Raw genomic sequence first — 25,557 nt, forward strand, 5'->3', positions numbered from 1 at the left:
AGCGTTAGGTTTTCAGGACTCGTTTGATGACCTGGTAATCCAGGTAATATAAGACCTTAACGGAGAAGCTGTTCAATTGTTTGGCCTGGAGCGTGTTGCGCAGGTTCAGGAAGTAGTCGGTGCGGGTGGGCAGGGCGCTGTCATAGATGGCGTTTTTCCAGACCACGCTCACCTCGCTGCCCGGCGCGAACCGCCAGCTGTACACCAGGTCTATGTTGAAGGCGTTGAAATTGCGCTGTTCTGCGGAAGGCGAAGCCGGCCGGTACCCCAGTTGCGCTCCGTTGCCGTCTTCCTGCAGCAGGAAATAGCGGTCAAAGGTGGCGTTAGACCAGTAGTGGCGCATATTTAAATTAAGCGCCGTGCGGGCGTTGAAGATGTAGGTGCCCGTTAAGGTGTTGCTCACGGTCTGCACCTCCCGCCGACCGAAGAAGATGCTGTCCTGTTCGCCGGTGCCGGCAAAGCCAAAGTCGCGCGGGGCGTGGTTGTAATTGAGGCTGTACACCAACTGCAGGTTGTCATTGACGCGTACCCGGGGACTCACGCCCACCCACTTGTCAAACTGGTTGTATTCCGGGGCCAGGTAAAACCCGAAGCTTAAATCAAGGGCCAGTTTCTTGCGGTAGTCAGAGGAGATATAGCTGTTCATCTCCCAGCCCGCGGGTTTGCGCCATTTGCGGTCGGGCACGCCGTCTTTGTAGGAGCGGGGCTCAAAATAGTCATAGCCGTCTTTGGGGAGCCAGACCAGCGTGTACCCAAACGAGAGGAAGTTCTTGGTGGTGGCGTTGGTTTCCAGGAAATAGGCTAATTGGGTGAAAGCGGCCGGTTTGTACAGCATGCGGTGCTGTACCCCCAAGGCGTTGTACATGTTGTTCAGTTTCCAGAACGGCTTGTAGATGTTGTAGGCCACGTGCGCCTGTGTCTCGCGGGAATTGTTATTGTCCAGGTAGCCCAGGTCATTGATGTCATAGGTGTGGCTCTCGGCGGTGTGCCGTACGTTGAACTGGAAATTACCGCTGGTTTTCCCAAAACTGGCCGAATAGAAGTGACCCAGTTCCACTTTGTCCGTGCCTTCGGCCAGGTCTCCTTTATGATATTTCTGGCTCAGGTTACCGGCTAAATTCAGGGTGTAGCTGTTCTTTTTGTTGGATAGGCGGGTCATGAGGCCCGTTACGTTGGCGTTGTAGAAGCCTTTGCTGCGCGTTACGTTGGTGTTGGTGAACGTGACGTACGAGGTGTTGGGCAAGGTCTGGTCCAACACCAGCACGTTGTAATTGGTGGCCGGGTCGGTGAGGATCTTGAATTCCTCGTTTACCCGGCTGCTCCTGAGCGTGGCGAAGGTGTTGCGCGTCACGGCGTTGAAAAAGCCAATGCCCAGGCCTTTGTTCGTTCTCCCCGATATCTTGGTGGCGTTGAGCAAACTGGTCTTCTCGGGGTTCTCCACTATTTCTACTTCCTCTCCGTCGCGGCCGTAATAATTCCGGTCATAGGAGAGATTGCCGTGGTTGAGGGGCTGGGCCCCGATGCGCCGCGAGTAGAAAAGCCCGGCTTTGTTGAACAGCTCGGTACCCTCTGTGAAAAACTGCCTGTTTTCGTTGAAACGGACTTCAAACGGAGACAGGTTGAGTACCTGCGCGTCTGACTGCGTTTGCCCGAAATCCGGTACCAGCGTCATGTCCAGCGTGAAGGCGTCGTTGATGCCGTATTTGATGTCCATGCCGCCGTTGACCGTGTTTTTCAGGTCTTTCTTGCCGGCCTCGTCATAAGGGTAATGGTCTGCGTAGCCAGAGAGGTAGGGCATGAGGGATAACCGCAGCGGCGCCTTCAGACCCTGCACGCCGTTCAGGACGCCAAACTGGTTCAGCCAGCCCTGCACCGATGGGTCTACATAGTTCCAGAAAGCGCTTTCCCGGAACCGGCGGTTGGAGCGCCAGAAATTCAGTCCCCAGGCCTGCACGTCCTTTTTAGGAAACCGGATGGCCGAGTACGGAATACGGTATTCCACGGACCAGCCTTGGGCATGGCGCGCCACCACGCTTTCCCAAACGGCGTTCCAGGCAAAATCCTCGCCGTTGCTGGTAGACCGGAAATCGGTCTGCACGCCGGCCGCGGACACCTCAAACCCGAAGGCGTTCTGCTTGTCCAGGTACGTATCAAAATACACCCCAAACATATCGGCGTTCACCTGGCCACCGTCGCGCTGGCTTAGTTGGGTGAGAATGGAGTCTGGGGTGCGGTCATAAAGCATGGCCCCCACGTAAATGGCTTCATCGTCATAGAGAATCCGCACCTCGGTGCGTTCCCGGGAGGGGGCTCCGTTTACAGGCTCGTTTTGGGTAAAATCCGTGGCAGGCGTTGCTTGTTGCCACACGTCTTCGGTGGGCAGGCCGTCTAATTTAGGCGGCGTGGTGGTTCTTACGGCTGTCAGTTGCTTTTTCTCTTTGACAGGTGTTTGCGCATAAAGCGCAGGCAGGCTGCCCAGGAGAACAGCCAGGAAGAAAAGGTGTCGCATTAAAGGGTAAACGCTACAGGCTAGAAAGAAACTCAGGAAGAAACCAGTTGAATGCCTTCGGGTAGCAACTGCACGGTGCCTTTTTTGTACAAGCCGCCAATTGCTTTCTTGAAGGTTTTCTTGCTCATGCCCAAGGTCTGGTAAATCAGATCAGGTGCGCTCTTGTCTGTGAGCGGCAGCCAGCCATTCTCTTCTTTGAGTTTCTGTAAGATGGTCTGGGCGGCTTGCTCCACTTCGTCGTAGCCCTGCTTTTGCAGGCTCACATCCAGTTTGTTGTCTTCTCTTACTTTCTTGACGTACCCTTGGGTGTACTCGCCGGGTTCCAGGGGGCGGAACACCTCGTTGCGGTACAGCATACCCAAGTAACTGTTGTTCACGATCACCTGAAAGCCCAGCGCTTTTTCAGGCCCTATCAAGAGTTGAACTTCGTCTCCTTCCTGAAAGGTAATAGGCTCATAGCTCAGGTAAGGCGCCAACTTGGTGGAGCCTACTAGTCGGTCTGAGTTCTCGTCCAGGTACACGTACACCAGCGTCCATTGGCCGGGGTGCAGGGCATCATGCTGGTTTTTGTAGGGCACAAACAGGTCCTTCTCCAGGCCCCAGTCCAGGAAAGCGCCGTAGTTGTTCACATCGCGCACCTGCAGGCAGGCAAATTGGTCTACTTTGGCTTTGGGCTCCAGGGTGGTGGCAATCAGGCGGTCCTCAGAATCGCGGTACACAAACACCGATACCATGTCGCCGGGGCGGCTGCCTTCGGGCACGTACTTGCGGGGTAAGAGTACGTCGCCGTCATCAGAGCCTAAATACACGCCATGTTCCAGCTCACGGAGGATCTCCAGATAATTGTAATCACCTAGGTGCAGCATACCAAAGTAAGGGGTTAGATAGGGAACAAAGGTAGAGAATCTATACGGCTCCTATCAACCGTTAAGCCAAGTTTGTGCAATGATTTCTTTTTTGAAGCTATTTTCCTGAAAACAGCTCTAAAACACCGGCCATGGGCAAGCCCGATGTAGAATATTTTCGGTCAGAAAAGCATTCTGCGAGGATAGAAAGAGGTGGCCGAAGGACTTTTCGTTTTGCGGCCGGTTTCCGGAAAACTGCCCTAAAACAACTTTACCAGTACTGCGACGGCGAGTAGATGCTACGACGATTACGGAGCATGAGACCCAGCACAATCTCGTGGGAGCCGCTGCTGACCTGGCTCAGCCCCGAGGTGGTGAGGTCATACGCGTAACCCAGGTGGAATTTATGCTTGTACTGGAAACCCGCCATGACCACGGCTGCATCCTGCAAGCGGTAAGAGCCGCCTGCCCAGAACTGATCGCGCCAGAAAACCTTCGTGTTCAGATCCACGGAAACCGGACTGGGCGACGCGTATTTCACCACCACCGACGGCATCACGCTGATAAACCGATTGGCCATGAACCGGAACCCGCCGTGCGCAAAAAAATGGCGCTGCTGCCTGGCCGGAGTGGCGGCCCATGTCTCCCGAAAACTGAACGGCGTAGGCAAGACCTGCACCACCGATGCCCCCGCAAACAACCGGTTACTGTACAGCAACACGCCCACGCCCACGTTGGGAAGCAGGCGGTTGTACTCATCGGCGTGGATGACCGGGTCACCGGGGCTCCCGAAGGTGAGTTGCTCGCGGTTCAGGCCAAACTGCGTGATGCCGCCGGCCAGCCCCGCCGAGAGTTTGAGGGTGGACGAGATAGGTAGATGGTAAGCGTACAGGACCTGAACCTCGGTGCGTTTCAGACCCGCGGCTTTGTCGGCCTGCACCAACAGGCCAATGCCGTGGTGCGGACGGGCTTTTTGGGCGTTGTTTTTGAAATCGGGCCGCCATTGGTTTTTGTGTTTTCCCTTCACTGCGGGCTGCGGCTTGAACGTGGTGGGCGGGCTGATGTAATCCAGGCGGGAAAGCGGCATGTGGGCGCTCAGGTAATAAGAGGTGGGTGCAGCCTCCAGGCCCATCCACTGGTTACGGTACCCGGCCCTGATGTCCAGGTAATTATCGGCGCCGCTCACTGCCGGGTTCATGAGCACCGGGTTGAGCATGTACTGGCTGTAATGCGGAATCTGCTGCGCCAACCCCAGGAGCGGGAGACAGGCCAGGCAAAGCAGAAGTAGTTTCTTTCTCATGGGCTTGTCTGGGTTAGCGCAGAATGGTGAGCGGCCCTTTCATCTTGGGCCGGCCATTGCTGGGGTCAATGAGGTAGTAGTAAGCGCCAATGGGCAGATCTACGCCGTTCCGTTTTCCGTCCCACGGTGACGGATAACCTCTGGTAGAGTAGACCTGCTGGCCCCATCGGTTATAGATCTCGATGGAGATGTTGGGGTAGTCCAGGATGCCTTCCAGCACCCACGTGTCGTTCTGGCCGTCGCCGTTGGGCGAAAAAGCTGTGGGTATCTGTAGCCGTTTGATCACTTTCACTTCCACACTGTCCACATTGGGGCAGCCCGCATCAGAGACCACATTCAAATAATAGGTAGTGGTCTCCAAAGGCGAAACCACCGGGTTCCCGATGTTGGGATTGCTGAGAGCCACAACCGGGCTCCAGGAAAGCGTGCCCTGTCCGCTGCCCTGCAATGGGGTGCTTTCGCCCTCAATCAGGAGAATATCGGGGCCGGCATTCACCTGCGGAATGGGCCGAAGCTGGATTTCCACCTCATCCGTAGCGTTGACGCAGCCTCCGTTACTCACCGTCCAGCGCAGCAGGTAGGCCTCATTGGGGTTGCCCGTAAAGCGGGAAGTAGGACTGGATGCATTGGAGAAGGAACCGCCGGTGCCTCGCACCACCGTCCAGAGTCCGGTGGCGGGGGAAGGGGAGTTGGCAGCCAGGGTGGTGGAGTTGCTGCCGCAGTTCAATTGGTCTGGTCCAGCCTGGGCTACCGGTGTCGGGTAGATAACAATGGTTTTAGTAATGGTTTGCGAACAACCTAAATCTGAAGTAGCCGTGAGCCGAACGGTGTAGGAGCCATCCCGGGTATATCTGTGCGAAGGGCTCTGTACGGAAGCGGAAGTTCCATCACCGAAGTCCCAGGCCCAGGTGGTGAGTCTTCCGCTGGCCAGACTGGTCATATCCTGGAAAGAAACGGCTTCGGTCACGCAGCCCACGGTAGGCGAGAAATCAGCTTTGGGAGTGGGGTTAACGGTGACGGTACCGGTGAAGGTCTGCGCGCAGGTATTGGCCCCGGTCACCGCCAGTGAGACCGTGTAGGTGCCGGGGGCGGCATACAGGTGCGTGGGGTTGGTAGCGGTAGAAGTGGTGCCGTCCCCGAAGTCCCAACGGTAGGTGAGCGCGCCGCTGCCGCGGGCCTGAGTGGTGTTGGTGAAACGGGTTTCGGTGCCTTCGCAGGAAATGGTGGCCGTAAAGCCCGCCGCCGGGTTGGGCAGTACCACAATGGTTTTGGTCACAGAATCGGTGCAGACCACGCCGGACCAGATGCGCAGCTTCACTTGATAAGTTCCGGCTTGCGCGTAGGTATGCGTTGGGTCGGTTTCTTCTGAGGTGGTTCCATCGCCGAAGGTCCAGCGCCGCCGGATAATTTTCCCGAAGGAAATGCTGCTGGCATCTTTAAAGGTGACGCCCTGCTCCTGGCAGAATGAGGAGGCGGTGAAATCTGGCACGGGAGCCGCTCCGCTGATGGTGTAGGTATGGGAGACACTGTCCTGGCAGCCTTTGTCTGAAGTGACCACCAGCTTCACGGTATAATTACCTTCAGAGGCGTAGCGGTGGCGCGGGTTGCGCTGGGTAGAGGTAGCTCCATCGCCAAAATCCCAGCGGAACGTCATGTTACCCGCAGGCGGGGTAGATTGGTTTTGGAAAGCGGCCTCGTCTCTAACGCAGAGATCGGGTAGGGTGAAGGCTGCCACGGGTCTGGGGTGTACCACCACCTGCTGCCGGGTAGAATCACTACAGCCCTGGCTGGAGAAGGTTTTCAGCTGCACGGTGTAGGTGCCTGCCTGGGCGAACAGGTGCCTGGGGTTTTGTTCAGAACTACGGGCAGAGCCGTCGCCAAAGTCCCACTCCCAACGCGTGATGGTTCCCTGCGCCACGGTGCTTTGATCCTGGAACGCCATCTCTTCTTTGTCACAGGTGAGAGACGTGGTGAACTTAGAACTAGGCGGTGCGTAGATGGTGACCTGCCTGGTGGTATCGCTCACGCAGGAGTTCTGGTTGGTGACGGTGAGCGTGACGTTATAGGTGCCGGGGTTTTTGAACCTGTGGGCCGGATTCTGCCGGGTGGAGGTGCTGCCATCGCCAAAGTCCCAGTGCCAGGCCGTGATGCTTTCGCCGGTGGTCAGTTTGCTTTGGTCTGTGAAGCGGGTGCTGTCATTGGCACAGGCTACAGTATAGGCGAAATCAACCTGGGGGTTGGGGAAGACTTCTACCTCAATATAGGAGGAGTCCTGGGAGTCGCAGTCGTTGCCGTTGGATTTGGTGGTGACCAGCGAGACCGTGTATTTTCCCGGATCTTTGAACGCGTGGGTGGGATTTTGTTCCGAAGATGTGGTGCCGTCGCCAAAATACCACTTCCAGGCCAACGGCTGATAAATGGCGAATCCTTTGAACCGGATGTCGCGGCCATCGCAGATACTGTCTGACAATACCGTGATGTTTTGGTTCAGGTTGGTCACGTTGGCCCCCGCCGAGTACGCGTAGGATTCATAGTTCCCCAGCCCGTAGGCGAACGCATTGAAGCCGCTGTCGGCGGTGAGGGTGTGGTTACCGCTAGAGACGGAATTCTGGGAGAAAGAATACGCCGGATTGGAAGGCACCGGGGTGAAGGAAACCGGCCGGCCATCTAACCGGAAAGAACCGGTATTGGCCGTTTTCATGGTGATATTGATAAAATGGTTCGAAATCTGAAAATTAGGCGAAGAATAGAGCGTAATGTTTCTCAGCGTCTGCTCCACCGGGTTCACGAGCACCATGTCTGGGTCGCTGAGGACTCCGTCACAGGCCTGTGATTTGGTGTAATGGGTTACCTGCACCGGAGCCGAGGCGGAGATATAGTTGGCACTTCGGTTTTCAAACTCATGGAACTGCCCCTGGTTAATGGTGACGGAACGGCCGTTTACCGTCACCACGGTGTTGTCCTGTGAGGCCAGCACCCGGTAAATATCGCTCACGGTTCTGCTCAGGAACGGAGCCGTGACAAAGTTGCGGCCCCAGGCACTTACCGGGTATAACTGCTGGTACAGATTGTCGCCGCTGAGCATTCCCTGGCAATCGAACGGCTCAGGAATGCCGGTGTAAGAACTCCCCGAAAAAACGGCAATACGTTTACAGGAGCCTCCGCCCGTGTCTACTGATTCTACTTTGGTGCCGGTGAGATCTTGCCGGGAGCGTACCTGGTACACTTCGCCCTTCCGCAAGGGCCGGGGAGGCGAAAAGGTTTGTCCGGCCGGTTTTCCGCCCAAGGTAGCGGCGGTAGGCGTGATCTCTACGGTGGTGTTGTCTTCCAGGGCTACCACCATCAACTGGGAGGAGGCCCGTTCGTCAAACTGAGCGCTCTGGGTGTAGCTGATGGCGTAGTAGGAGCGCCCCAGGGTGTTGGAGGGCAAAACCAGCGTAGCACCAGACTTGTTCAGGTGATAAATGTGGGCATATACCACTACCGGAGCATCTGAGGTGACATGGATGGCCTTGTTTTCAATCACTTCGCTGGAACCTACGTACGCCACCGCCGGCCTGATGGGAATCACCGTGACGGCATTGGCAGTCACCTGGTGCGAGGTGGGATTGCCTTGCCCTACGGCCACCCGCACCGTGGTGGCTACATCTGAGGTAACGTAGAGGTTCATCTCAGAAATACCCTGCGGAGGATTGGGGCCTGACTCGTTCTGGATATGCGCCATGTATCCCAGCCAGAAATCCCGGCCTTTGTTGGATGTGCTCTGCGCCCCGGCCATATAATGCAGCAGGAGCAGAAGGCACAAACAGATGCTTCTGAATATGTGAGAAGATAGCTTCACGCTCAATAAATTCAGATTAAACCAGTTGGTAAGCCTCGGGACTGAGAAAGAAATGAAGGCGGCTCCTTCCTATATGGTGATAGTAAGCGTTTTGTTGCTTTTTTTCAAGAAATAGATGATAAATGTTCAAGAATCAGCCGCTGAAAACGGCGCTGCTTACCTGAACTCAGAAATGAGCGGCTGCGTGAAGCGCAGATCGTTGAAATCGTAGTACTGGCGGGTGGTCTGGAAAAGCTTAAAATCCTGCTGCCCATTGATTTCCGGTAAACGCGGATAGTAGCCCAGCAGAATCTGAATAGTGTTGAAGGTGAAATACTCGTTCCTGAACCGCAGACCCAAACCAAACCCGGTATAAGGCTTTTCCCTTAACGGGGATTTGTTCTCGGTGCTGGTGAGCCAGGCCGCATCCGCGAAACCTACCAGCGCTAACCGGAACCCCAGAAACGTAAGCGGAGTGAACAGGTTGGTCTCGTAATTAAGCACAAACCTGCGGTAGCCCCTTACGTTAGCCGAGCTGAACCCCCGGATGCCATCTTCCTGGTTTATGTCCAGGGCAAACAGATCGGGGCGGCGCATGCCAATGGAGGTGCGGTTCCAGAGGAAATGCCGCCAGCGCCAGTTCCTCAGCCGGTACAAAGGCGTAAAATATAGGGCTTCTGAAGTGAGCACACCTTGTTCCCAAGAGTTCTGGTAGCGGTAGCTGCCGTATTCAATGCCGCCGTACAGGTAGCCAAAGCCGGGTTGGTATTTCCCAAAAGCACCTTTGATGCCCAGATAGATCCGGTTCTTGATGGCGCCGTCTTCAAACCCCGTCGTAACCGCCAGCAGATTACCCGCCGGAATATCCTCGGTTCTACCAAACCCGAAAAGGTACTGGTCTTTGTAATACTTCCTGAAACTGAAGCCAAAAGCAGAAAGGTATAGCCGCGCGCTTTGCAGGGTGGGGCCGCTTCCCTGGGTGTACTTAATGTTCATGAAGCGGGCTGCCGTAATAAACCTGCTGGGGTTATCCTGGGCCAGATCATACGATTTCAAGGCAAAAGAGCGGCCTATCCAGAAGTCCTGGATGTTGTAGTCCAGAGGAATGTGAGGGATTTGCGGGTTGTCTTCCGGTAGGCCTTCCTCATAGTAGTCTGGTTGCAGGGTTTGGTACCAACCCGCCGAAGCGCCTCCCGCATACTTTGTGTTAGTAGCAAAGAAATCGCGCCGGAAACTGATGCTTTGCTGTTTGTAATAATGAGTGTTCTGGTAAAGCAGCTCGGCCGAGATGAAGGTGTGCGAAATGTTCTGGATGAAATAACTTCCCGTGAATTGCCAGGTCTGCGGCTCAGACAACCCAAACCGGTAATTGGTCCTGATCTGGTGCCCCACGCCCATGAAGTTGATGTCCCGCAGGGCCAGCCGTGTGCCCGAGGTACTGGCAGAACCAGACCCGCTGATACTGAAGACGTCTTTGGTGATGATGACTACATCTACGCTGTCTTTGGTAGAAGTAGAATCATTCACCAGCACGCGGGCATCCAGGAGGTAATCGGTCTGGCGAAGCAAACGCTCAGATTCGGCTAAAGCCAGCGGCTCCAGCAGGTCTCCTTCTTTGAACAGGATCTGGTTGCGCAGCAAGCCCAGTTTGGTGCGCATGTGCAAGGCATTGCCCAGCCGTTCAAAGGCATTGTCTGGCATGGCCAGCGTGTCATTGATGGAGTATCCAAAAGCATCCAGTCGTTTGAAATAGATGCTGCGCACCACCTTGTAGTTGTGCTTCTCATGGGCCTGCGGAAGTAAGGTGTTTTCTACCGGCCCGTCAATTCGCCGGGGTTTGAAAACCACCAAAGCTTTTACGGCCCTTCCAAAGAGGGTTTTCTTCTGGCTGATGCGCTTAAGGGATTCTAAGAACTTTTTCTGGTCTGTGGTATCTGCGACTGGCTCGGTTGGCTTAGGGGCTGGAGTTGGCGGAATGTCCTGGCCGAACGCGCTAAAACAAGTGCACCAACCCACTAAAGCTAGCAGCAATAGCAGCCGAGTGTGCCTGTAAAATCTTGTGGCCGTCTTCATACCTTATACTCCATCTCTTAAAATACGGCAAATTCCGGAAAAAACCACAATGTGGAAAATATTGCTATTGTGATTAGTTTTATCCACAGGGTGTTGATAAAATGTGGCTAAAATAATTAGCTATTACGCAGGGTTTGTTTTAACTTGCTAACGTAATCAAGGACTTAAACCACATAGCAGATGCAAACTTCGCTTGTAGAAAAACTAAGAATTTTGGCAGATTCTGCAAAATACGACGTTTCCTGTTCTTCCAGCGGCGGTAAACGCAAAAATGAGGGCAAAGGGTTGGGCAATGCCGAGGGAATGGGCATCTGCCACAGCTACACAGAGGATGGGCGTTGCGTGTCTTTGCTAAAAATATTGCTCACCAACTTCTGCATTTTTGACTGCGCCTACTGCGTGTCCCGCAAAAGCAACGACGTGAAACGCGCGGCTTTCACGGTGCAGGAAGTAGTAGACCTTACCATCAACTTCTACCGCCGTAATTACATAGAAGGTCTGTTCCTGAGTTCCGGTATTTTCAAGAATGCCGATTATACTATGGAGCGCCTGGTGCGGGTTGCCAAGAAGCTGCGCAAGGAGCACAATTTCAACGGCTACATCCATCTCAAGACCATACCAGGTGCTAGCGAAGAACTGGTGAAAGAGGCCGGCCTGTACGCCGATAGATTGAGCGTGAACATTGAGTTGCCTACGGAGCAAAGCCTGCAAACCCTGGCGCCGGAGAAGAATTTCAAAGAAGTACTCACGCCTATGGGCCACATCAAAAACCAACTGGTGCTGGTGAAGGAAGAAAAGAAACTGTTCAAATCTACCCCTTCGTTTGCGCCGGCCGGCCAGAGCACGCAGTTGATAGTAGGGGCCACCGCCGAAAGCGACCGCCAGATCCTGACCCTGGCCGATGGTCTGTACCAGAACTATCAGCTCAAGCGGGTGTACTACTCAGGTTATGTGCCGGTAGTGACCGATAGCCGTCTGCCCATCATCAGTACGCCACCTATTATAAGAGAGAACCGCTTGTACCAGGCTGATTGGCTCGTGCGTCTCTACGGCTTTGGGGTGAATGAGCTGGTAGATGAGCAGAACCCGCAATTAGACCTGCAGATTGATCCTAAACTGGCCTGGGCGCTGCGCAACCGGCATTTGTTCCCGCTGGAGATCAACACTGCAGAATATGAGCTGATCCTGCGGGTGCCGGGCATCGGGATCAAATCAGCGAAGAAAATAGTGGCGGCCCGCCGCTTTGCCCACTTAACGTGGGAGCACTTGCGCCAGATTGGGGTGGTGCTAAAACGGGCCAAGTATTTTATCACCTGCGGAGGGCGCAGTTTGGAAACGAGAGAATGGGACGAAGAAGCAATCCGGAGAAGAATCATTTTCGGGGAGAAGGGGAGCCGAGGCAACCTATGGGGCAGCCAACTGGACCTGTTTCAGCAAGCGGGCTAAGAAACCAACCGCCCGCTCCTCTCCCGCCAATCAAAAGAAAAAGAATTGTATTTGTAAAACCTCATACGTCTATCACCATGCCAGCTATCACCAACCGCCAAACCGTAGCCCCTGTTTCTTTCCGTTGCAAACTGAGCACCCTGGTGCCGTATCTGCGCCAGATCTCAGCCCAACGCCACGAGAACAACGGAACCGGCCGACGCACTTCCATCCGCATCGCTTCCTAATAAAGTAAACACCGCGCCATGCATTTCTATACCTATGACGGCTCCTTTGAAGGCCTCCTGACGGTGGTGTTTGAGGCGTATGAGCGCAAAGCATGGCCCGACCAGATTGGCCGGGAAGGGGAGGCCCCGCCGGGTATCTTCGCCACGCATCTGTTTGTGCATACTGATGAAGCTAAAGCCAAACGCGTGTGGGAAGGCCTGGGGAAGAAGCTTTCCAGAGAAGCTTGGGAAAACGTGTACAAAGCGTACCTCTGGGAGCAGCCCGGCTTTGAGATGCTGATTTTCCGGTTCGCCCGACTGGTGTTCTCCAGCCAACAGAAAGGGGTGGAAGAGAACTTCGCGGATGCATGCGTGCAGAAGATCGCGGCCATTGGCAAGCAGATGTTCCGGGAGAAACACCGCATGGAAGCTTTCATCCGGTTTCAGCGCACCCAGGATGGCTTGTTTCTGGCACCCATCAGCCCAGACTTCAACGTGCTGCCGCTCATCATCACCCACTTTGAGAAACGCTACGCCGATCAGCCCTGGCTCATCTATGACGTGCGCCGCCAGTACGGCGCCTATTATGACCTGGAACGCGTGAGTCTGGTTTCCCTGGAGGAAGCGCCACGCGGGCTACGGCAAGGCCACCTTTCCCCGGATATCCTCACCGAGGTAGAACCCTTGTACCAGCAACTCTGGCAAACCTACTTTGACCACGTGAACATCCCGGAACGGAAAAACAAAAAGCTGCACCTGCGCCACATGCCCAAACGCTACTGGAAATACCTCACTGAGAAAAAGCCCCGGCAGCAGGCGCATCAGCCTATCCAGAACAAACAAGTCCCCACGAAGCTTAGGCAGTTGAGCCGGTAGGTTGAGGATGGTTTTAGGGCTGTTTTCTAGAAATCAGGCCAAAACGGGATTGGGTTGCTTTTGGGAACAGGGATGAATCGTGGCTAGTCTCCTTAAGCCAACTTTCTCCCTCGCTCGCCTCTGGCGAGTGTGAGAAACCGGGCGGCCTCTGGCCGCGTTGGAGAATTTTGTTTGATGTAGTACAATGTACCCAGCGGCGGGACGCCACCCAATAACCCACACTCGCCAGAGGCGAGCGAGGAAGGCTTAGCAAAGTAGCGGCGAATTTTCCGTATCAACTGACAAAAAGCATTTTAGAACGTTTTTCAGCTATTTTCCTGAAAATACCCCAGAAACACTATCTTTGCTCTTCCATTGACAGCACAGGCAGTTTTGGGTACCTCTTCAGACAAAAAGAACATCGTTATTTTCGCTTCCGGCTCCGGGAGTAATGCCCAGCGCCTGCTGGAGCACTTTGAGCACCACCCGCACATTCAGGTGGTGGCGCTTTTCTCCAACAACCCAGATGCCTTCGCTTTGCAGCGCGCCCAGAACTTTGGGGTGCCCACGGGGGTATTTGACCGCGCGGCTTTGCGCAGCGGCGAGGTGCTGGAGCAGGTACAGGCCTACAACCCAGACCTGATTGTGTTGGCGGGCTTCCTTTGGCTGCTGCCGTCGGCGTTTGTGCAGGCGTTCCCCAACAAGATCATCAATATTCATCCTTCGTTGTTGCCCAAATTCGGGGGCAAGGGCATGCACGGCCAGCATGTGCACCAGGCCGTGATCAACGCACAGGAAGCGGAGTCGGGTATCACCATCCACTACGTGAACGAGCATTACGACGAAGGCGCCCCCATTTACCAGGAGCGCTGCCCCGTACAGCCTGATGACACCTGCGAGACCCTGGCCGCCCGGGTCCTGACGCTGGAGCACCGGCACCTGCCCCGCGTAGTAGAGGAATTGCTCACGTCTGGTAAAAACAGCCCCGAAACGCCCACTGCCTAATCTTCGCCCGTGATGACGCACCTGACACGCCCCTTTCTCCTGCTCTTGCTGGTTTTGGCGTGTCAACTGCGGACCTACGCGCAAAGTAAAATTCCGCTGGAGGTGTACGCCGGAAACCTCAAAGCCGTGCGGGTAACTATAGAAGGCAAGCCTTACCGCTTCCTGTTTGACACGGGCGGCGGCGAAACCATCATTTCCCCCCAGATTGCCCAAGCCTTGGGGAAAACTCCGTACGGCCAACTCTCGGCCTACCGCATGAGCGGCGAGAAAGTGGTTTTCCAGAAAAGCGATAGTGTAACCTTGTCTATAAGCGGACAGCGCTTGTTCCAGAGCCAGGTAGCCGTGTGGGACCTCATGAGCATCCTGCCCAAAGGCTTGCCGCAACTAGACGGCGTTATTTCCCTCAAAACCTTTGCCGGAAAGATTCTGGGCATCGATCTCAAGATCAATCAACTCACGGTAGAAGACGAGAAGAGCTTTGCTCCCAGGCGTAAGAACCTGACCCTGCTGAACAGCCGGTTTGCCAATGGCTTGGCCGGAAATGAGCTGAGCCTTTTTCTGGAAGTGCAGGGCTCCAATAAAAAGCTATGGTTTCTCTTCGATTCCGGAAATCTGGACCATATTCTGCTTTCCCCCCCTACGGTGCAAGTGCTGGGCCTCATGGCTTCGTCGGCTCCGGGAACCGAGCTGGAGAACGTGCCGTTGACCCTGCACCGAAAAGCCTTGCCAGCACCCGCCACTGTGAAAGACATCCTGTACGACGGAGCGCTCAATTTCAGCTTCATTAAAGAAAACACCTATTACCTGGACCTGAAAAAGCTTCAGGTATGGCGAGATTAGCCATCCATAAGAACCTATTTATTCACTAGCTATATGAATTCCGTTAAAATCAAATCAGCCCTGATTTCTGTTTACTACAAAGATGGCCTGGAGCCCTTGGTGCGTGAACTGCAGAAACAAGGGGTTACCTTTTATTCTACCGGCGGTACGCAGACGTTCCTGGAAGGCCTGGGCGCCGAGGTAGTGGCCGTGGACAGCGTAACCGATTATCCTTCCATTTTTGGAGGACGCGTGAAAACCCTGCACCCGAAGATTTTTGGGGGAATCCTGCACCGCCGTGATCACGAGCAAGACCAGCAGGAAGTAGAGCAGTTCCAGATTCCGGCGTTGGACCTGGTAATTGTGGACCTGTACCCGTTTGAGGAAACCGTGGCTTCCGGAGCTTCTGAGGAAGACGTGATTGAGAAAATCGATATCGGGGGTATTTCCCTCATCCGTGCCGCGGCCAAGAACTTCCAGGATGTGTTGATCGTGTCATCGCGCGAGCAGTACGGCGAAGTGGTGGAACTGCTGCAAGCCAAAGACGGCAGCACAGACATCGCCGACCGTAAGCGTTTTGCGGCCAAAGCCTTTGACGTGTCGTCACATTATGATACCCACATTTTTAATTACATGAGCCAAGGGCAGGAGCTGGCACCTGCTTTCAAGCAGAGCGAGCGCACCAGCCAGACCCTGCGTTACGGCGAGAACCCGCACCAGAAAGGCTACTTCTACGGTGATTTAGACGCCCTTTTTGACAAACTGAACGGAAAAGAGCTGTCTTACAACAACCTGGTAGACGTAGACGCCGCCGTGTTGCTCATGGCCGAGTTCTCTGATCAGCCCGCCGTGGCTATCCTGAAGCACACCAATGCCTGCGGCGTGGCCGTAGCCGATTCCCTGCAGCAAGCCTACGTGCATGCGCTGGCCTGCGACCCCATCTCAGCCTTCGGAGGCGTGATCATCGCCAACAAGACTGTGGACCTGGCTACAGCCGAAGAACTGAACAAACTGTTCTTTGAGGTGCTCATCGCGCCGGAGTTTGATGCCGATGCGCTGGAACTGCTTCGTTCCAAGAAAAACCGCATCCTGCTGCGCCAGAAACCGGTTCAACTGCCAACCAAACTGTTCAAAACCCTGTTGAACGGTGTGATTGAGCAAGATAAAGACCTGGCCACCGAGACCGCCGCTGATTTCAAAACCGTCACCGACCGCGCTCCTTCTCAGGAAGAAGTGGAAGGCCTGGAGTTTGCCCTGAAAGTTTGCAAGCACACCAAGTCCAATACCATCGTGCTGGCTCGCGGAAACCAATTGCTGGGGAGCGGCGTGGGACAGACCTCGCGCGTAGACGCTTTGCGTCAGGCCATTGAGAAAGCCAGAGGTTTCGGGTTTGAGTTGGAGGGTGCCGTGATGGCCTCAGACGCGTTCTTCCCGTTCCCAGACTGCGTAGAGATTGCCGCCGAAGCCGGTATCACGGCCGTAGTGCAGCCCGGAGGTTCCATCAAAGACAAAGACTCCATTGATGCCTGCAACGCCCGCAACATGGCCATGGTCATGACCGGCGTGCGTCACTTTAAACACTAATCTCACCTGTATTGATGTAGATAAGCCCAGCTTCTCTCTGAGAGGCTGGGCTTTCTGTTTTAGGGCTGATTTCGGGAAAATAGGGCTAAAACCTGCAACTTCGGATCTAAGAAAGGTTCATTCATGAACCTGCTCTAGATCAGAAATACGTGCGGACACGAGCTGGAAGCTCGCGCCAGCGGATCAGCATACGTTTCTTTGAGGCTAGCGCCTCACTGAAGTTGCAAACTTCAGACCATGGTAGGTCCAAGTCACAGACTTGAACCATGGAAAGGAAAGGTAATGGTTGTAGGAGACAGGGCAGTGCCTTGTCTCTACAGGAAACTAACACTATCACTGATTCTGTTACTTTCCCCGATTCCAGTCTTTCGGGCGAGCGCCTTAGCAGGTTCCGGTGCCGCAGGCATTGCGACCGCCAGGGAGCAAAGGAAGCTGGTGCAGCGCGAGCGCGGAAGACGGGGCCCCGCGGCCGTGAGCGCATATCGCCGACTATGGAAAGAGTAGCCCATAAATCCATAGAAAAGCGGTCATTACGCCATCAATACCAAATATTAATATTCAACAAGTTGAAAGACAGTTGTATGCCTGCCTGCCACAATGGGGTTTGATTGAAGGAAAACGATAAACCGTTCAACTCTTAGAAAAGAAAACAAAACATAATACCCCGTTTCTGGCGTATTTTCCGGGGAAAAAGCAAAAAACAGAAGTGTCTCTTTGTCAAGCGTAATTATTGGCGGGAAATACGTAATTTTGCGCCATTGTAATACCTTGTAGAGAAAATAGTTTTCATATATAGTGTTCTGACAGAGAACGCGCCACAGACAAAGAATGGGATTATTTAATTTTTTCACTGCCGATATAGCGATTGATTTGGGTACCGCCAATACCCTCATCATCCATAACGATAAGATAGTGGTGGACGAGCCTTCCATCATCGCGCTGGACCGCAGAACCAACAAAGTGCTGGCGGTAGGGCGTGAGGCTCAGCAAATGCACGAGAAAACCCACGAGAACATCAAGACCATCCGGCCTTTGAAAGACGGGGTGATCGCGGACTTCACCGCGGCCGAGATGATGATCCGGGGCTTGATCAAAATGATCAACAAAGGCAAGAAAAGCCTGTTCCAACCCTCGTACCGCATGGTAGTGTGTATCCCTTCCGGCATCACTGAGGTGGAGAAACGCGCCGTAAAAGACTCTTGCGAACACGCCGATGCCCGCGAGGTCTGGATGATTCAGGAGCCAATGGCCGCCGCTATAGGAATCGGGATTGACGTGGAGCAGCCTATTGGCACCATGGTGGTAGACATAGGGGGCGGTACCACTGAGATTGCCGTAATCGCTTTGTCTGGTATTGTGTGTGACCAATCCATTCGCGTGGCCGGTGACGTGTTCAACAAAGACATTCTGGACCACATGCGCCGTCAGCACAACCTGTTGATTGGCGAGCGTTCCGCCGAGAGAATCAAGATTGAAGTGGGTGCGGTATTGACCGAGCTGGACAATCCGCCGGCTGACTTTGAGATCAGAGGCCGTGATTTGATGACCGGTATCCCGAAGGTGATCAAAGTAACTTACCAGGAAATCGCCATTGCGCTGGATAAATCAGTTTCTAAGATTGAGGAAGCGGTACTGAAGGCCTTGGAGATTGCGCCACCAGAACTTTCTGCCGATATCTACGACAACGGAATCCACCTCATTGGCGGGGGAGCTCTGTTGCGCGGCCTTGACAAGCGTCTGGCAGCCAAAACCAAACTGCCTATCCACATTGCCGAGGATCCGTTGAGAGCGGTGGTGCGCGGTACCGGGGCAGCCGTGAAAAACATTGAGGGCTTCCGCAACGTGCTGTTGAGCTAAGCACGCGCGCCCATGCGGAAACTCTTTATTTTCATCTTCCGGATTCGGGCTTTTCTGCTGTTCCTGCTGTTGGAGGGGTTCTCATTGTACCTTTTGTACCGCAGCAACGCGTACCACAATGCCGCGTTCTACCAGTCGTCTAACTACTACGTGGGGAAGGTGCTGGAAATCCAAAGCCAGGTAGCCGATTACTTCCGATTGACGGAGGTAAACCAAAGCCTGGCCCAGGAAAATGCCCAGTTGCGGGCCCAACTCACCCAGTTGCAGGAAAACAAGCTGAACGATAGCCTGGGTACGGTGAAGGATTCTTTGTTTGTCCCCACAGATACCACAGGCATTGACTCTCTAGGTCCGGCGGTTTTTGTGTACCGGCCGGCCAGGGTTACCAGCAATTCGGTACGCGGGCTTAACAACCACATGGCCCTGAACGTGGGCTCTGATGCGGGCATTCAGCCAGGCATGGGAGTCTTGACGGCCAATGGCGTGGTGGGTAGGGTAAAAGCGGTTTCCCGGCATTTTGCCACGGTTACTTCCTTGCTGCACTCCCAGACACTTATTTCTGTGAAGCTGAAGCGGAATCAAAGCTTGGGCTCCATCCGCTGGGATACCGAGAATCCAGAGACCGCCAGCCTGCATTACATTCCCCTGAGCGAGAAAGTGTTCAAAGGTGATTCTGTGGTTACCTCAGGGGCCGGGGGCATTTACCCGCCGGGCATTCTGGTGGGCAGAGTGACCAGCGTGCGAAAGGAATTGGATAAGAGCTTCTACACTATTACGGTGCGGCTGAGCGTAGACTTTGAAAAGCTGTCTTACGTGTACGTGGTAGAGAACAAGCGCAAGCCTGAATTAGATAGCCTGCGGATAAGATCAGGCATAACAGAAGACAATGAATAGTTTTAGGTTCATACACTTAGTGCAGTTTGTGTTGCTGATGAGCCTGCAGGTGCTCCTCATGCGCAATCTGGTGCTGTTTGAAACCGGCTTCTGTTTTGTCTACATTGGCTTCATCCTGTTTCTGCCCATTGACATAGACAAGATGCTGCTATTGCTGCTGGGTTTTATCTGCGGCTTTACCATAGACTTGTTTTATGATACCTCTGGGGTGCACTCCGCTGCCACGGTGCTCATGGCCTACCTGCGGCCGTCTATGCTGAAATTGCTCACGCCTCGTGATGGCTACGAGGTGTCTGATCATGCCAGTTTGAACTCTATGGGCTGGCGCTGGTTTCTCACCTACGGGCTCACCCTCATCTTTGTGCACCACTTCACGTTGTTTTTTCTTGAGCTCAACGGATTTAAATTAATTGGTTTTACGTTAGCCAAAATAGTGACCAGCACTCTGTTCACCGGAGCAGTGCTGGTTATTTTTCAAATGTTATTTTTTGAGCGAAGGGCAAGAGGTTTTAGATGAAATATTTAGAAGGCCGCAAATACGTTATCCAAGCGATCTTTTTAGCGATAGGGGCGGTTTATCTCATCAAACTTTTCTATATCCAGGTACTGGACGACAGCTACAAAACGGCCGCTGAGAGTAATGCTTTACGGCGGGTGGTTCAGTATCCTTTCAGAGGACTTATCTACGATCGGCACGGGAAACTTCTGGTAGAGAACACCCCTGTGTATGACCTCATGGTAGTGCCCAAAGAAGCCAAGGCCATTGATACCCTCAAGTTCTGCCAGCTGGTAGGCATTACCCTGCAGGAGTACCGCGAGAAAATCACCGCCGCCAAGAAGTACTCCTACGTAAAGCCATCACCGTTTCTGCAGCGTCTGAACAACATTGAATTCGCGGCTATCCAGGACAACCTGGTAGATTTTCCGGGGTTCTACATCAACGCACGTACCGTACGGAGTTACCCACACAAAAGCCTCTCGCACGGGTTGGGCTACATTGGCGAGATCAGCCCGCGGCAGCTGGAAGATACGGCGTACCACGGCTATCGGCAGGGTGACTACCTGGGCATCAGTGGACTGGAGCGTGAGTATGAGAAATACCTCATGGGCAAGCGCGGGGTAAAGTACACCATGGTGAACGTGCGGGGTATTGAGAAAGGCTCCTTTAAGAACGGCGCATATGACACCCTCTCAGAGGCTGGGCAAAACCTGATGTCCACCATTGACCTGAAGCTGCAGGAATACGCCGAGAAACTGATGGAAGGGAAAACCGGCAGTATTGTGGCCATTGAGCCTAAAACCGGCGAAATCCTGTCCCTGGTGTCGGCGCCTTACTATGATCCATCGCTGTTGACGGGGAAAGAATTGGGCAACAACTACATGAAGTTGCTCCGTGATCCTGTGAAACCGCTCTTCAACCGGCCGCTCATGGCTACCTACCCGCCGGGTTCTATCTTTAAGTTAGCCCAGGCCTTGATTGCCTTGCAGGAGGGAACGCTTACCCCGGAGACCGGCTATCCTTGTAACTGGTCTTTGGTGAGATGTTCGCACCGGCACCCGTATCCTGCCAATCTGGGCATCGCTATTGAGCAGTCTTGCAACCCATATTTTTACCAGGTCTTCCGCTCAGTGGTGAGCAGGGGCAGGTCTAGCAACGTCTACAAAGACACCAAACTGGGGCTGGATGCCTGGAATAAACACATCAAGAGCTTTGGGTTTGCTACCAAACTGGGCATTGATCTCCCCAATGAGAAAAGAGGCCTGATGCCTAACTCACAATTCTATGATAAAATCTACGGAGCCACCGGCTGGAAATTCCCAACCATTTACTCCGTGAGTATCGGGCAGGGGGAGACGGGCGTTACTCCGCTGCAGATGGCCAACTTTGCGGCTATTTTGGCAAATAGAGGCTATTATTACACGCCGCACATTGTGCGCTCCGTGGGCGAGAACGGCAAACAGGTGCCGGAGTACTCTGTAAAGCAGTACACCTCCGTTGACCCAAGGCATTTCCCGGCCGTGGTGGAGGGCATGCAGAAAGTGGTGGAAACCGGTACCGCCCGCTTTGCCAGGTTAAGCCATATTGGAGTGATTTTGTGCGGGAAAACCGGAACGGTACAAAACCCACATGGTAAAGACCACTCGGTGTTCATTGCCTTCGCTCCAAAAGATGATCCTAAGATTGCGCTGGCGGTGTACGTAGAGAACGCCGGTAGCGGGGCAATTGCGGCGGCTCCCATGGCCAGTTTGCTGGTGGAGAAGTACCTGACGGATACCATTAAAACGGCGTACCGCAAGCGTTGGGAACACGATATGATTACCGGTAGCTTCTACAAATGGGGTGACTAGAAATTAAAAGATGCGCACTTCCTATAAAATTACGCAGAACATAGACTGGGTGACCATTGGCCTGTATGCGCTCATGGTGACCTTAGGCTGGATGAACATTTACGCCGCTGTCTATAACCCTGAGAACATTACCAGTATTTTTGATTTCTCTCTCAACTCCGGAAAACAGCTGGCCTGGATCGGGACCTCGGTGGTGATCATCATCATGCTGTTTGCCATTGACTACAAGGCCTACGACTCGCTGGCGTACGGAATTTACTGGTTCGTGATTTTGATCCTGCTGGGCACGTTGGTGTTGGCTTCGCCGATCAAGGGTTCCCGGTCCTGGCTGGTGATCACGGAATCTGTCAGGTTGCAGCCCGCCGAGTTTGCCAAGTTTGCCACGGCGCTGGCGGTCTCCCGGTTCATGAGCAGCATTAACCTGCGGCAACAGAACTGGAAGGACCAGGCCAAACTGGCCGGACTGGCCTTGTTGCCGCCCATCATCATCATTCTGCAGAACGAGACCGGTTCGGCGCTGGTGTTTGCCGCTTTTACGCTGGCGTTCTTCCGCGAGGGCATGTCGCCACTGATTCTGATTATTGGGGCAGTAGCAGTCTTTGTTTTCGTGCTCACCCTCTTGATTCCGCAGTGGTATCTGGCAGGCATTATCACTGTGCTGATGGGGCTTTACCTCTGGATGAATTACCACCGCATCAAACGGTATCTGTCTACCTATGTGGGAATTTGGGTAGCCGTCCTGATTATGGTGTTCAGCGTGACCTACTTCATTGACAATGTGTTGCAGGAACACCAGCAGAACCGGATCAAAGTACTGGTAGACCCCGAGGTAGACCCCCTGGGCGTGGGCTGGAACGTGACGCAATCCAAGATCGCCATTGGGTCTGGAGGGTTCTTTGGGAAAGGCTTTCTGGAGGGAACGCAAACCAAGTTTGACTTTGTGCCGGAGCAAAGTACCGACTTTATTTTCTGTACCGTAGGCGAGGAGCACGGCTGGGTGGGCAGTCTCATCATCATAGCCCTGTTCATGGGCTTGCTCACGCGCATCATCTTCGTGGCCGAGCGGCAACGGTCTGTCTTTGGTAGAACCTACGGCTACTGCGTGGCCTCTATCATCTTCTTCCACTTTCTGGTGAACATAGGCATGACCATTGGGTTGGCGCCGGTGGTGGGTATTCCGCTGCCGTTCTTCAGCTACGGTGGTTCCTCGCTGTGGTCGTTCACCATATTGCTGTTCATTCTGCTGGCCATTGACGCGCACCGCAAACTAGATTTGGGAAGGTAATCACCTGGGCTACTAGTTTCTGATTTTAGTCTGATTTGAGTCAAAATGGCCTGAAACAGAAGAGCAGTTTTCCGCTCAATAGAAAATTATCCTTTCACACAGAACAGGGAAATACCTGAAAGCAGAAACGCCCGGCTCTCTCTAAAGAACCGGGCGTTTCTGCTTTCTTTTCTTGAAAGAAGGCTGAAAACAGCTTAAGCAAATTTACGGTCAATGAGGCGGGTGAGCTTTTGCACGTGCTCTTCTTTGCGGGTCCAGTTGTAGCGGCTACCCACTTCTTTTAATAGGTATTGCTTGGCCTGCTCGGCGTTGTTGTACTCATCCAGTTGCTTGATCACGGCGTGGTAAGACATGTTATCGCCGTCAAACAGCTCATTGATGAAGGAAAAACGCTGGTTGATGGAGATGGCCTCGCGCAACGATCCTATCTTCTGGTCCTGCTGGCGATCGGCTAGGGTGGCGGCAATGGGTTGTTTCAGACGATCATTTAGCGTAGGCTTCTGCTCAGACTGGAACCGTTCATTCAGTTTAGGCTCGGCGTTGAGCGTAGGCCGGAAAGCAGGTTGCGCCGATGCCACATTTGTGCTCACGGCCGCCGCAACGGTGGTAGCCGGGGCTGGTATTGGGGTGAGTAATTCCTCTATCTGCAGCGGCTGCAGTTCATTGAATCTGGCCACTACTTCGTTTACAGACATGCGCTGCTCTTCGCGCTCTGCCAGGAACCGGTTCAACTGGGAGGCAATCTGCGTCCGGTCCAGGTTCCCGGGGGAGAGGGTTTCCAGGAACTGACGGTACAGGTCTTTGTCTATCTCCTGGTACTTGAGGGTTTCCTGCAGTTTGGCAACAGAAAGCTCATCCATGCGCAGGAACTTCTCTTCAAAAACAGCCACGGGCTCCAATACCGCGCGCAACGTATCCTGAATTGCCTTCACCAGCAACGGTTCAAAATGCGCCCTTTTGATGGAAATCTTGCGCGACAGCACGTTCATGAACTGCACCAGAGCATCTTTCACCTCGGGGTGTTCAAAATCAAAGTAAGGGCTGCGCAGGTTGGCCATCTCATGGTTCCAGAGCGTGAGCAACTCCCGGATCATGTACAGGTTCACCTGCTTAATTGGGGTAAAGGAAACCAGTTGCGGCGCAGTAACCGTCTCATGGTGAGAGAAATGCTCCTGGCTAAGCTTTTGGGCAAGTGCCTGGCTGTATTGAGCCAGTCGTATTTGATTATATTTGTCTTTCATTGGAGGAAGCATACGCTTGTAAATATAGCGAAATATGGCCGAATTAACGGTTCAGAATCTGGACGGAGTAGTGGTAAACGTAGCGCCGGGGCAAACAGTACTGAAAGCCTTGCACATGGCCGGCATTGATTGGATGCACGCCTGCGGAGCCAAAGGGCGCTGTACCACCTGCCGCATGATTGTGGTGGAAGGCCCTGAGAATCTCCTGCCAGACACCGCCCCGGAAACCCGTTTCCGCAACAACGGCCGCCTTAAACCAAACGAGCGCCTCACCTGCCAGGCCCAGCTCTCGGGGCCGGTTACCTGCCGCGTTCCTAACCAAACGAAACTCCCCCACCTTTCTTATACTCCCTGAGGGATTGAATGATTGAGTGAATGAGAGATTGAGAGATTTGAATTGGAGATATTCAGGTGTAACCAGGAATCATTGCCAAATCAGCGCCTCTTCAAATTTGGAAAAGAAACTATTCTCTCACGCAATCCATCTTTCAATCATTCAATTTGCTGATAAGCAGCAGGTTGGATAACTATGTGGAAAAATTGTGCATTAGGGAAGGAGCGGCTACTAGTAATTTAGCCCCGCGATTGAGCCAGATTCACTCAAGTACGCAGGCACACATTCACTGATTTAAGTTAAAATTATGTTCATAGAGCCCCGGGTGGGAAACCGCCAACAGGCCCAGAAGCGAGGTTGGATAGAAGTGATTTGCGGGTCCATGTTTTCGGGGAAGACCGAGGAGTTAATCCGGCGCCTGAACCGGGCCAAGATCGCGAAGCAGCGGGTAGAGATTTTTAAACCGGTCATTGATACCCGCTACCATGAATCTGACGTGGTATCGCACAACGCTACTGCCATCCGCTCCACGCCGGTGCAGCTTGCCGCCGATATGCTGCTGCCCGGCAGCGGTTGCGATGTTTTGGGGGTAGACGAGGCCCAGTTCTTTGACGAAGCCATCACTGAGGTCTGCGTGCAACTGGCCAACAACGGCGTGCGCGTGATTGTGGCCGGTCTGGACATGGACTACCTGGGCAAACCCTTCGGCCCAATGCCTTCGCTCCTGGCCGTAGCCGAATACGTGACCAAAGTTCACGCCGTCTGCGTGCAGTGCGGTGAAATTGCCTCTTACTCGTTCCGCAACGCCGTTTCCCAGGACAAAGTCCTCCTAGGCGAGACAGATTCCTACGAAGCCCGCTGCCGCCACTGCTTTGTGGAAGGCATGAAGGGAAAACTATAAAGGGAGTCCTGAGTCTATAGTCCTGAGGCTTAAGTCAGGATTTTTTTGAGGCCGTTTTATGCTTGTTTTTATGAAAGCAGGTATAAAACGACTTTCTTATTTCATCAGAAAAACAATTACTTAATACGGTAATGCAGATTCGCTGGCGCGAGCCTCCGGCTCGTGTCCGCACGCATTCCTGAGTGTTCTCCTTAACATTTGTCATCTTGGAAAGATCTTGTGAGCGAACTAGAA

Annotated in this window: 19 protein-coding genes; 13 read left to right on the forward strand and 6 right to left on the reverse strand. The window is 53.8% G+C overall.

The features are described 5' to 3' along the window. Nucleotides 1–4 precede the first annotated feature (4 nt). The 5 genes from JT719_RS18680 to JT719_RS18700 all read right to left on the reverse strand — a co-directional run bounded on the left by JT719_RS18680 (nt 5) and on the right by JT719_RS18700 (nt 10,505). Nucleotides 5–2,509: a DUF5916 domain-containing protein gene (locus tag JT719_RS18680; RefSeq protein ID WP_207435261.1), complete on the reverse strand. Its 2,505-nt coding sequence runs from the start codon at nt 2,507–2,509 to the stop codon at nt 5–7. A 32-nt stretch (nt 2,510–2,541) separates the two neighbouring features. After that, the gene (locus tag JT719_RS18685; protein WP_207435262.1) at nt 2,542–3,375 is read right to left on the reverse strand and encodes a CvfB family protein; all 834 of its coding nucleotides are present in this window, start codon (nt 3,373–3,375) and stop codon (nt 2,542–2,544) included. 250 nt (nt 3,376–3,625) lie between these two features. Further along, nucleotides 3,626–4,654 (reverse strand): PorP/SprF family type IX secretion system membrane protein, encoded by a 1,029-nt coding sequence (locus tag JT719_RS18690; protein ID WP_207435263.1) that lies wholly within the window; start codon nt 4,652–4,654, stop codon nt 3,626–3,628. A 13-nt stretch (nt 4,655–4,667) separates the two neighbouring features. Then, nucleotides 4,668–8,495 carry a PKD domain-containing protein gene (locus tag JT719_RS18695; RefSeq protein ID WP_207435264.1) on the reverse strand — a complete coding sequence of 1,276 codons (3,828 nt, stop codon included), beginning with the start codon at nt 8,493–8,495 and terminating at the stop codon, nt 4,668–4,670. Nucleotides 8,496–8,651: 156 nt separating this feature from the next. Then, a complete protein-coding gene (locus JT719_RS18700) occupies nt 8,652–10,505 on the reverse strand; it encodes a BamA/TamA family outer membrane protein (protein ID WP_207435265.1) in 1,854 nt (617 codons plus the stop codon). A 222-nt stretch (nt 10,506–10,727) separates the two neighbouring features. Between JT719_RS18700 and JT719_RS18705 the strand changes: the two genes are divergently transcribed. The 11 genes from JT719_RS18705 (at nt 10,728) to rodA (ending at nt 22,847) form a co-directional block, all read left to right on the forward strand. After that, nucleotides 10,728–11,993 (forward strand): putative DNA modification/repair radical SAM protein, encoded by a 1,266-nt coding sequence (locus JT719_RS18705; protein WP_207435266.1) that lies wholly within the window; start codon nt 10,728–10,730, stop codon nt 11,991–11,993. A 77-nt stretch (nt 11,994–12,070) separates the two neighbouring features. Continuing rightward, nucleotides 12,071–12,220 carry a hypothetical protein gene (locus JT719_RS18710; protein WP_205504134.1) on the forward strand — a complete coding sequence of 50 codons (150 nt, stop codon included), beginning with the start codon at nt 12,071–12,073 and terminating at the stop codon, nt 12,218–12,220. 18 nt (nt 12,221–12,238) lie between these two features. After that, nucleotides 12,239–13,075: a TIGR03915 family putative DNA repair protein gene (locus JT719_RS18715; protein ID WP_207435267.1), complete on the forward strand. Its 837-nt coding sequence runs from the start codon at nt 12,239–12,241 to the stop codon at nt 13,073–13,075. Nucleotides 13,076–13,447: 372 nt separating this feature from the next. After that, nucleotides 13,448–14,059, forward strand: a complete 612-nt coding sequence (gene purN / locus JT719_RS18720) for a phosphoribosylglycinamide formyltransferase (protein ID WP_207435268.1) — start codon at nt 13,448–13,450, stop codon at nt 14,057–14,059. A 12-nt stretch (nt 14,060–14,071) separates the two neighbouring features. Then, on the forward strand, nt 14,072–14,899 hold the full coding sequence (locus JT719_RS18725; protein WP_207435269.1) for a retropepsin-like aspartic protease: 828 nt from the start codon (nt 14,072–14,074) through the stop codon (nt 14,897–14,899). A 33-nt stretch (nt 14,900–14,932) separates the two neighbouring features. Next, the gene (purH, locus tag JT719_RS18730) at nt 14,933–16,462 is read left to right on the forward strand and encodes a bifunctional phosphoribosylaminoimidazolecarboxamide formyltransferase/IMP cyclohydrolase (protein WP_207435270.1); all 1,530 of its coding nucleotides are present in this window, start codon (nt 14,933–14,935) and stop codon (nt 16,460–16,462) included. Nucleotides 16,463–17,290: 828 nt separating this feature from the next. After that, on the forward strand, nt 17,291–18,319 hold the full coding sequence (locus JT719_RS18735) for a rod shape-determining protein (protein WP_207435271.1): 1,029 nt from the start codon (nt 17,291–17,293) through the stop codon (nt 18,317–18,319). A 12-nt stretch (nt 18,320–18,331) separates the two neighbouring features. Further along, on the forward strand, nt 18,332–19,213 hold the full coding sequence (mreC, locus tag JT719_RS18740; protein WP_207435272.1) for a rod shape-determining protein MreC: 882 nt from the start codon (nt 18,332–18,334) through the stop codon (nt 19,211–19,213). After that, nucleotides 19,206–19,730: a hypothetical protein gene (locus JT719_RS18745; protein WP_207435273.1), complete on the forward strand. Its 525-nt coding sequence runs from the start codon at nt 19,206–19,208 to the stop codon at nt 19,728–19,730. Before mreC ends, JT719_RS18745 begins: the two co-directional genes overlap by 8 nt. Then, entirely contained in the window at nt 19,727–21,562 is a 1,836-nt protein-coding gene (mrdA, locus tag JT719_RS18750) for a penicillin-binding protein 2 (RefSeq protein WP_207435274.1), read from the forward strand. The genes JT719_RS18745 and mrdA overlap by 4 nt, the downstream gene beginning before the upstream one ends. Nucleotides 21,563–21,572: 10 nt before the next feature. Then, on the forward strand, nt 21,573–22,847 hold the full coding sequence (rodA, locus tag JT719_RS18755; protein ID WP_207435275.1) for a rod shape-determining protein RodA: 1,275 nt from the start codon (nt 21,573–21,575) through the stop codon (nt 22,845–22,847). A 194-nt stretch (nt 22,848–23,041) separates the two neighbouring features. Here the strand turns inward: rodA and JT719_RS18760 are convergent, their stop codons facing one another. Beyond that, nucleotides 23,042–24,088 carry a hypothetical protein gene (locus JT719_RS18760; RefSeq protein WP_207435276.1) on the reverse strand — a complete coding sequence of 349 codons (1,047 nt, stop codon included), beginning with the start codon at nt 24,086–24,088 and terminating at the stop codon, nt 23,042–23,044. A gap of 34 nt (nt 24,089–24,122) precedes the next feature. Between JT719_RS18760 and JT719_RS18765 the strand changes: the two genes are divergently transcribed. Together JT719_RS18765 and JT719_RS18770 are read left to right on the forward strand one after the other, a co-directional pair. Further along, the gene (locus JT719_RS18765) at nt 24,123–24,443 is read left to right on the forward strand and encodes a 2Fe-2S iron-sulfur cluster-binding protein (protein WP_207435277.1); all 321 of its coding nucleotides are present in this window, start codon (nt 24,123–24,125) and stop codon (nt 24,441–24,443) included. 286 nt (nt 24,444–24,729) lie between these two features. Next, on the forward strand, nt 24,730–25,323 hold the full coding sequence (locus JT719_RS18770) for a thymidine kinase (protein WP_207435278.1): 594 nt from the start codon (nt 24,730–24,732) through the stop codon (nt 25,321–25,323). Nucleotides 25,324–25,557: the final 234 nt, after the last annotated feature.

Source organism: Sabulibacter ruber, from assembly GCF_017355955.1.
Classification (GTDB): domain Bacteria; phylum Bacteroidota; class Bacteroidia; order Cytophagales; family Hymenobacteraceae; genus Nibribacter; species Nibribacter ruber_A.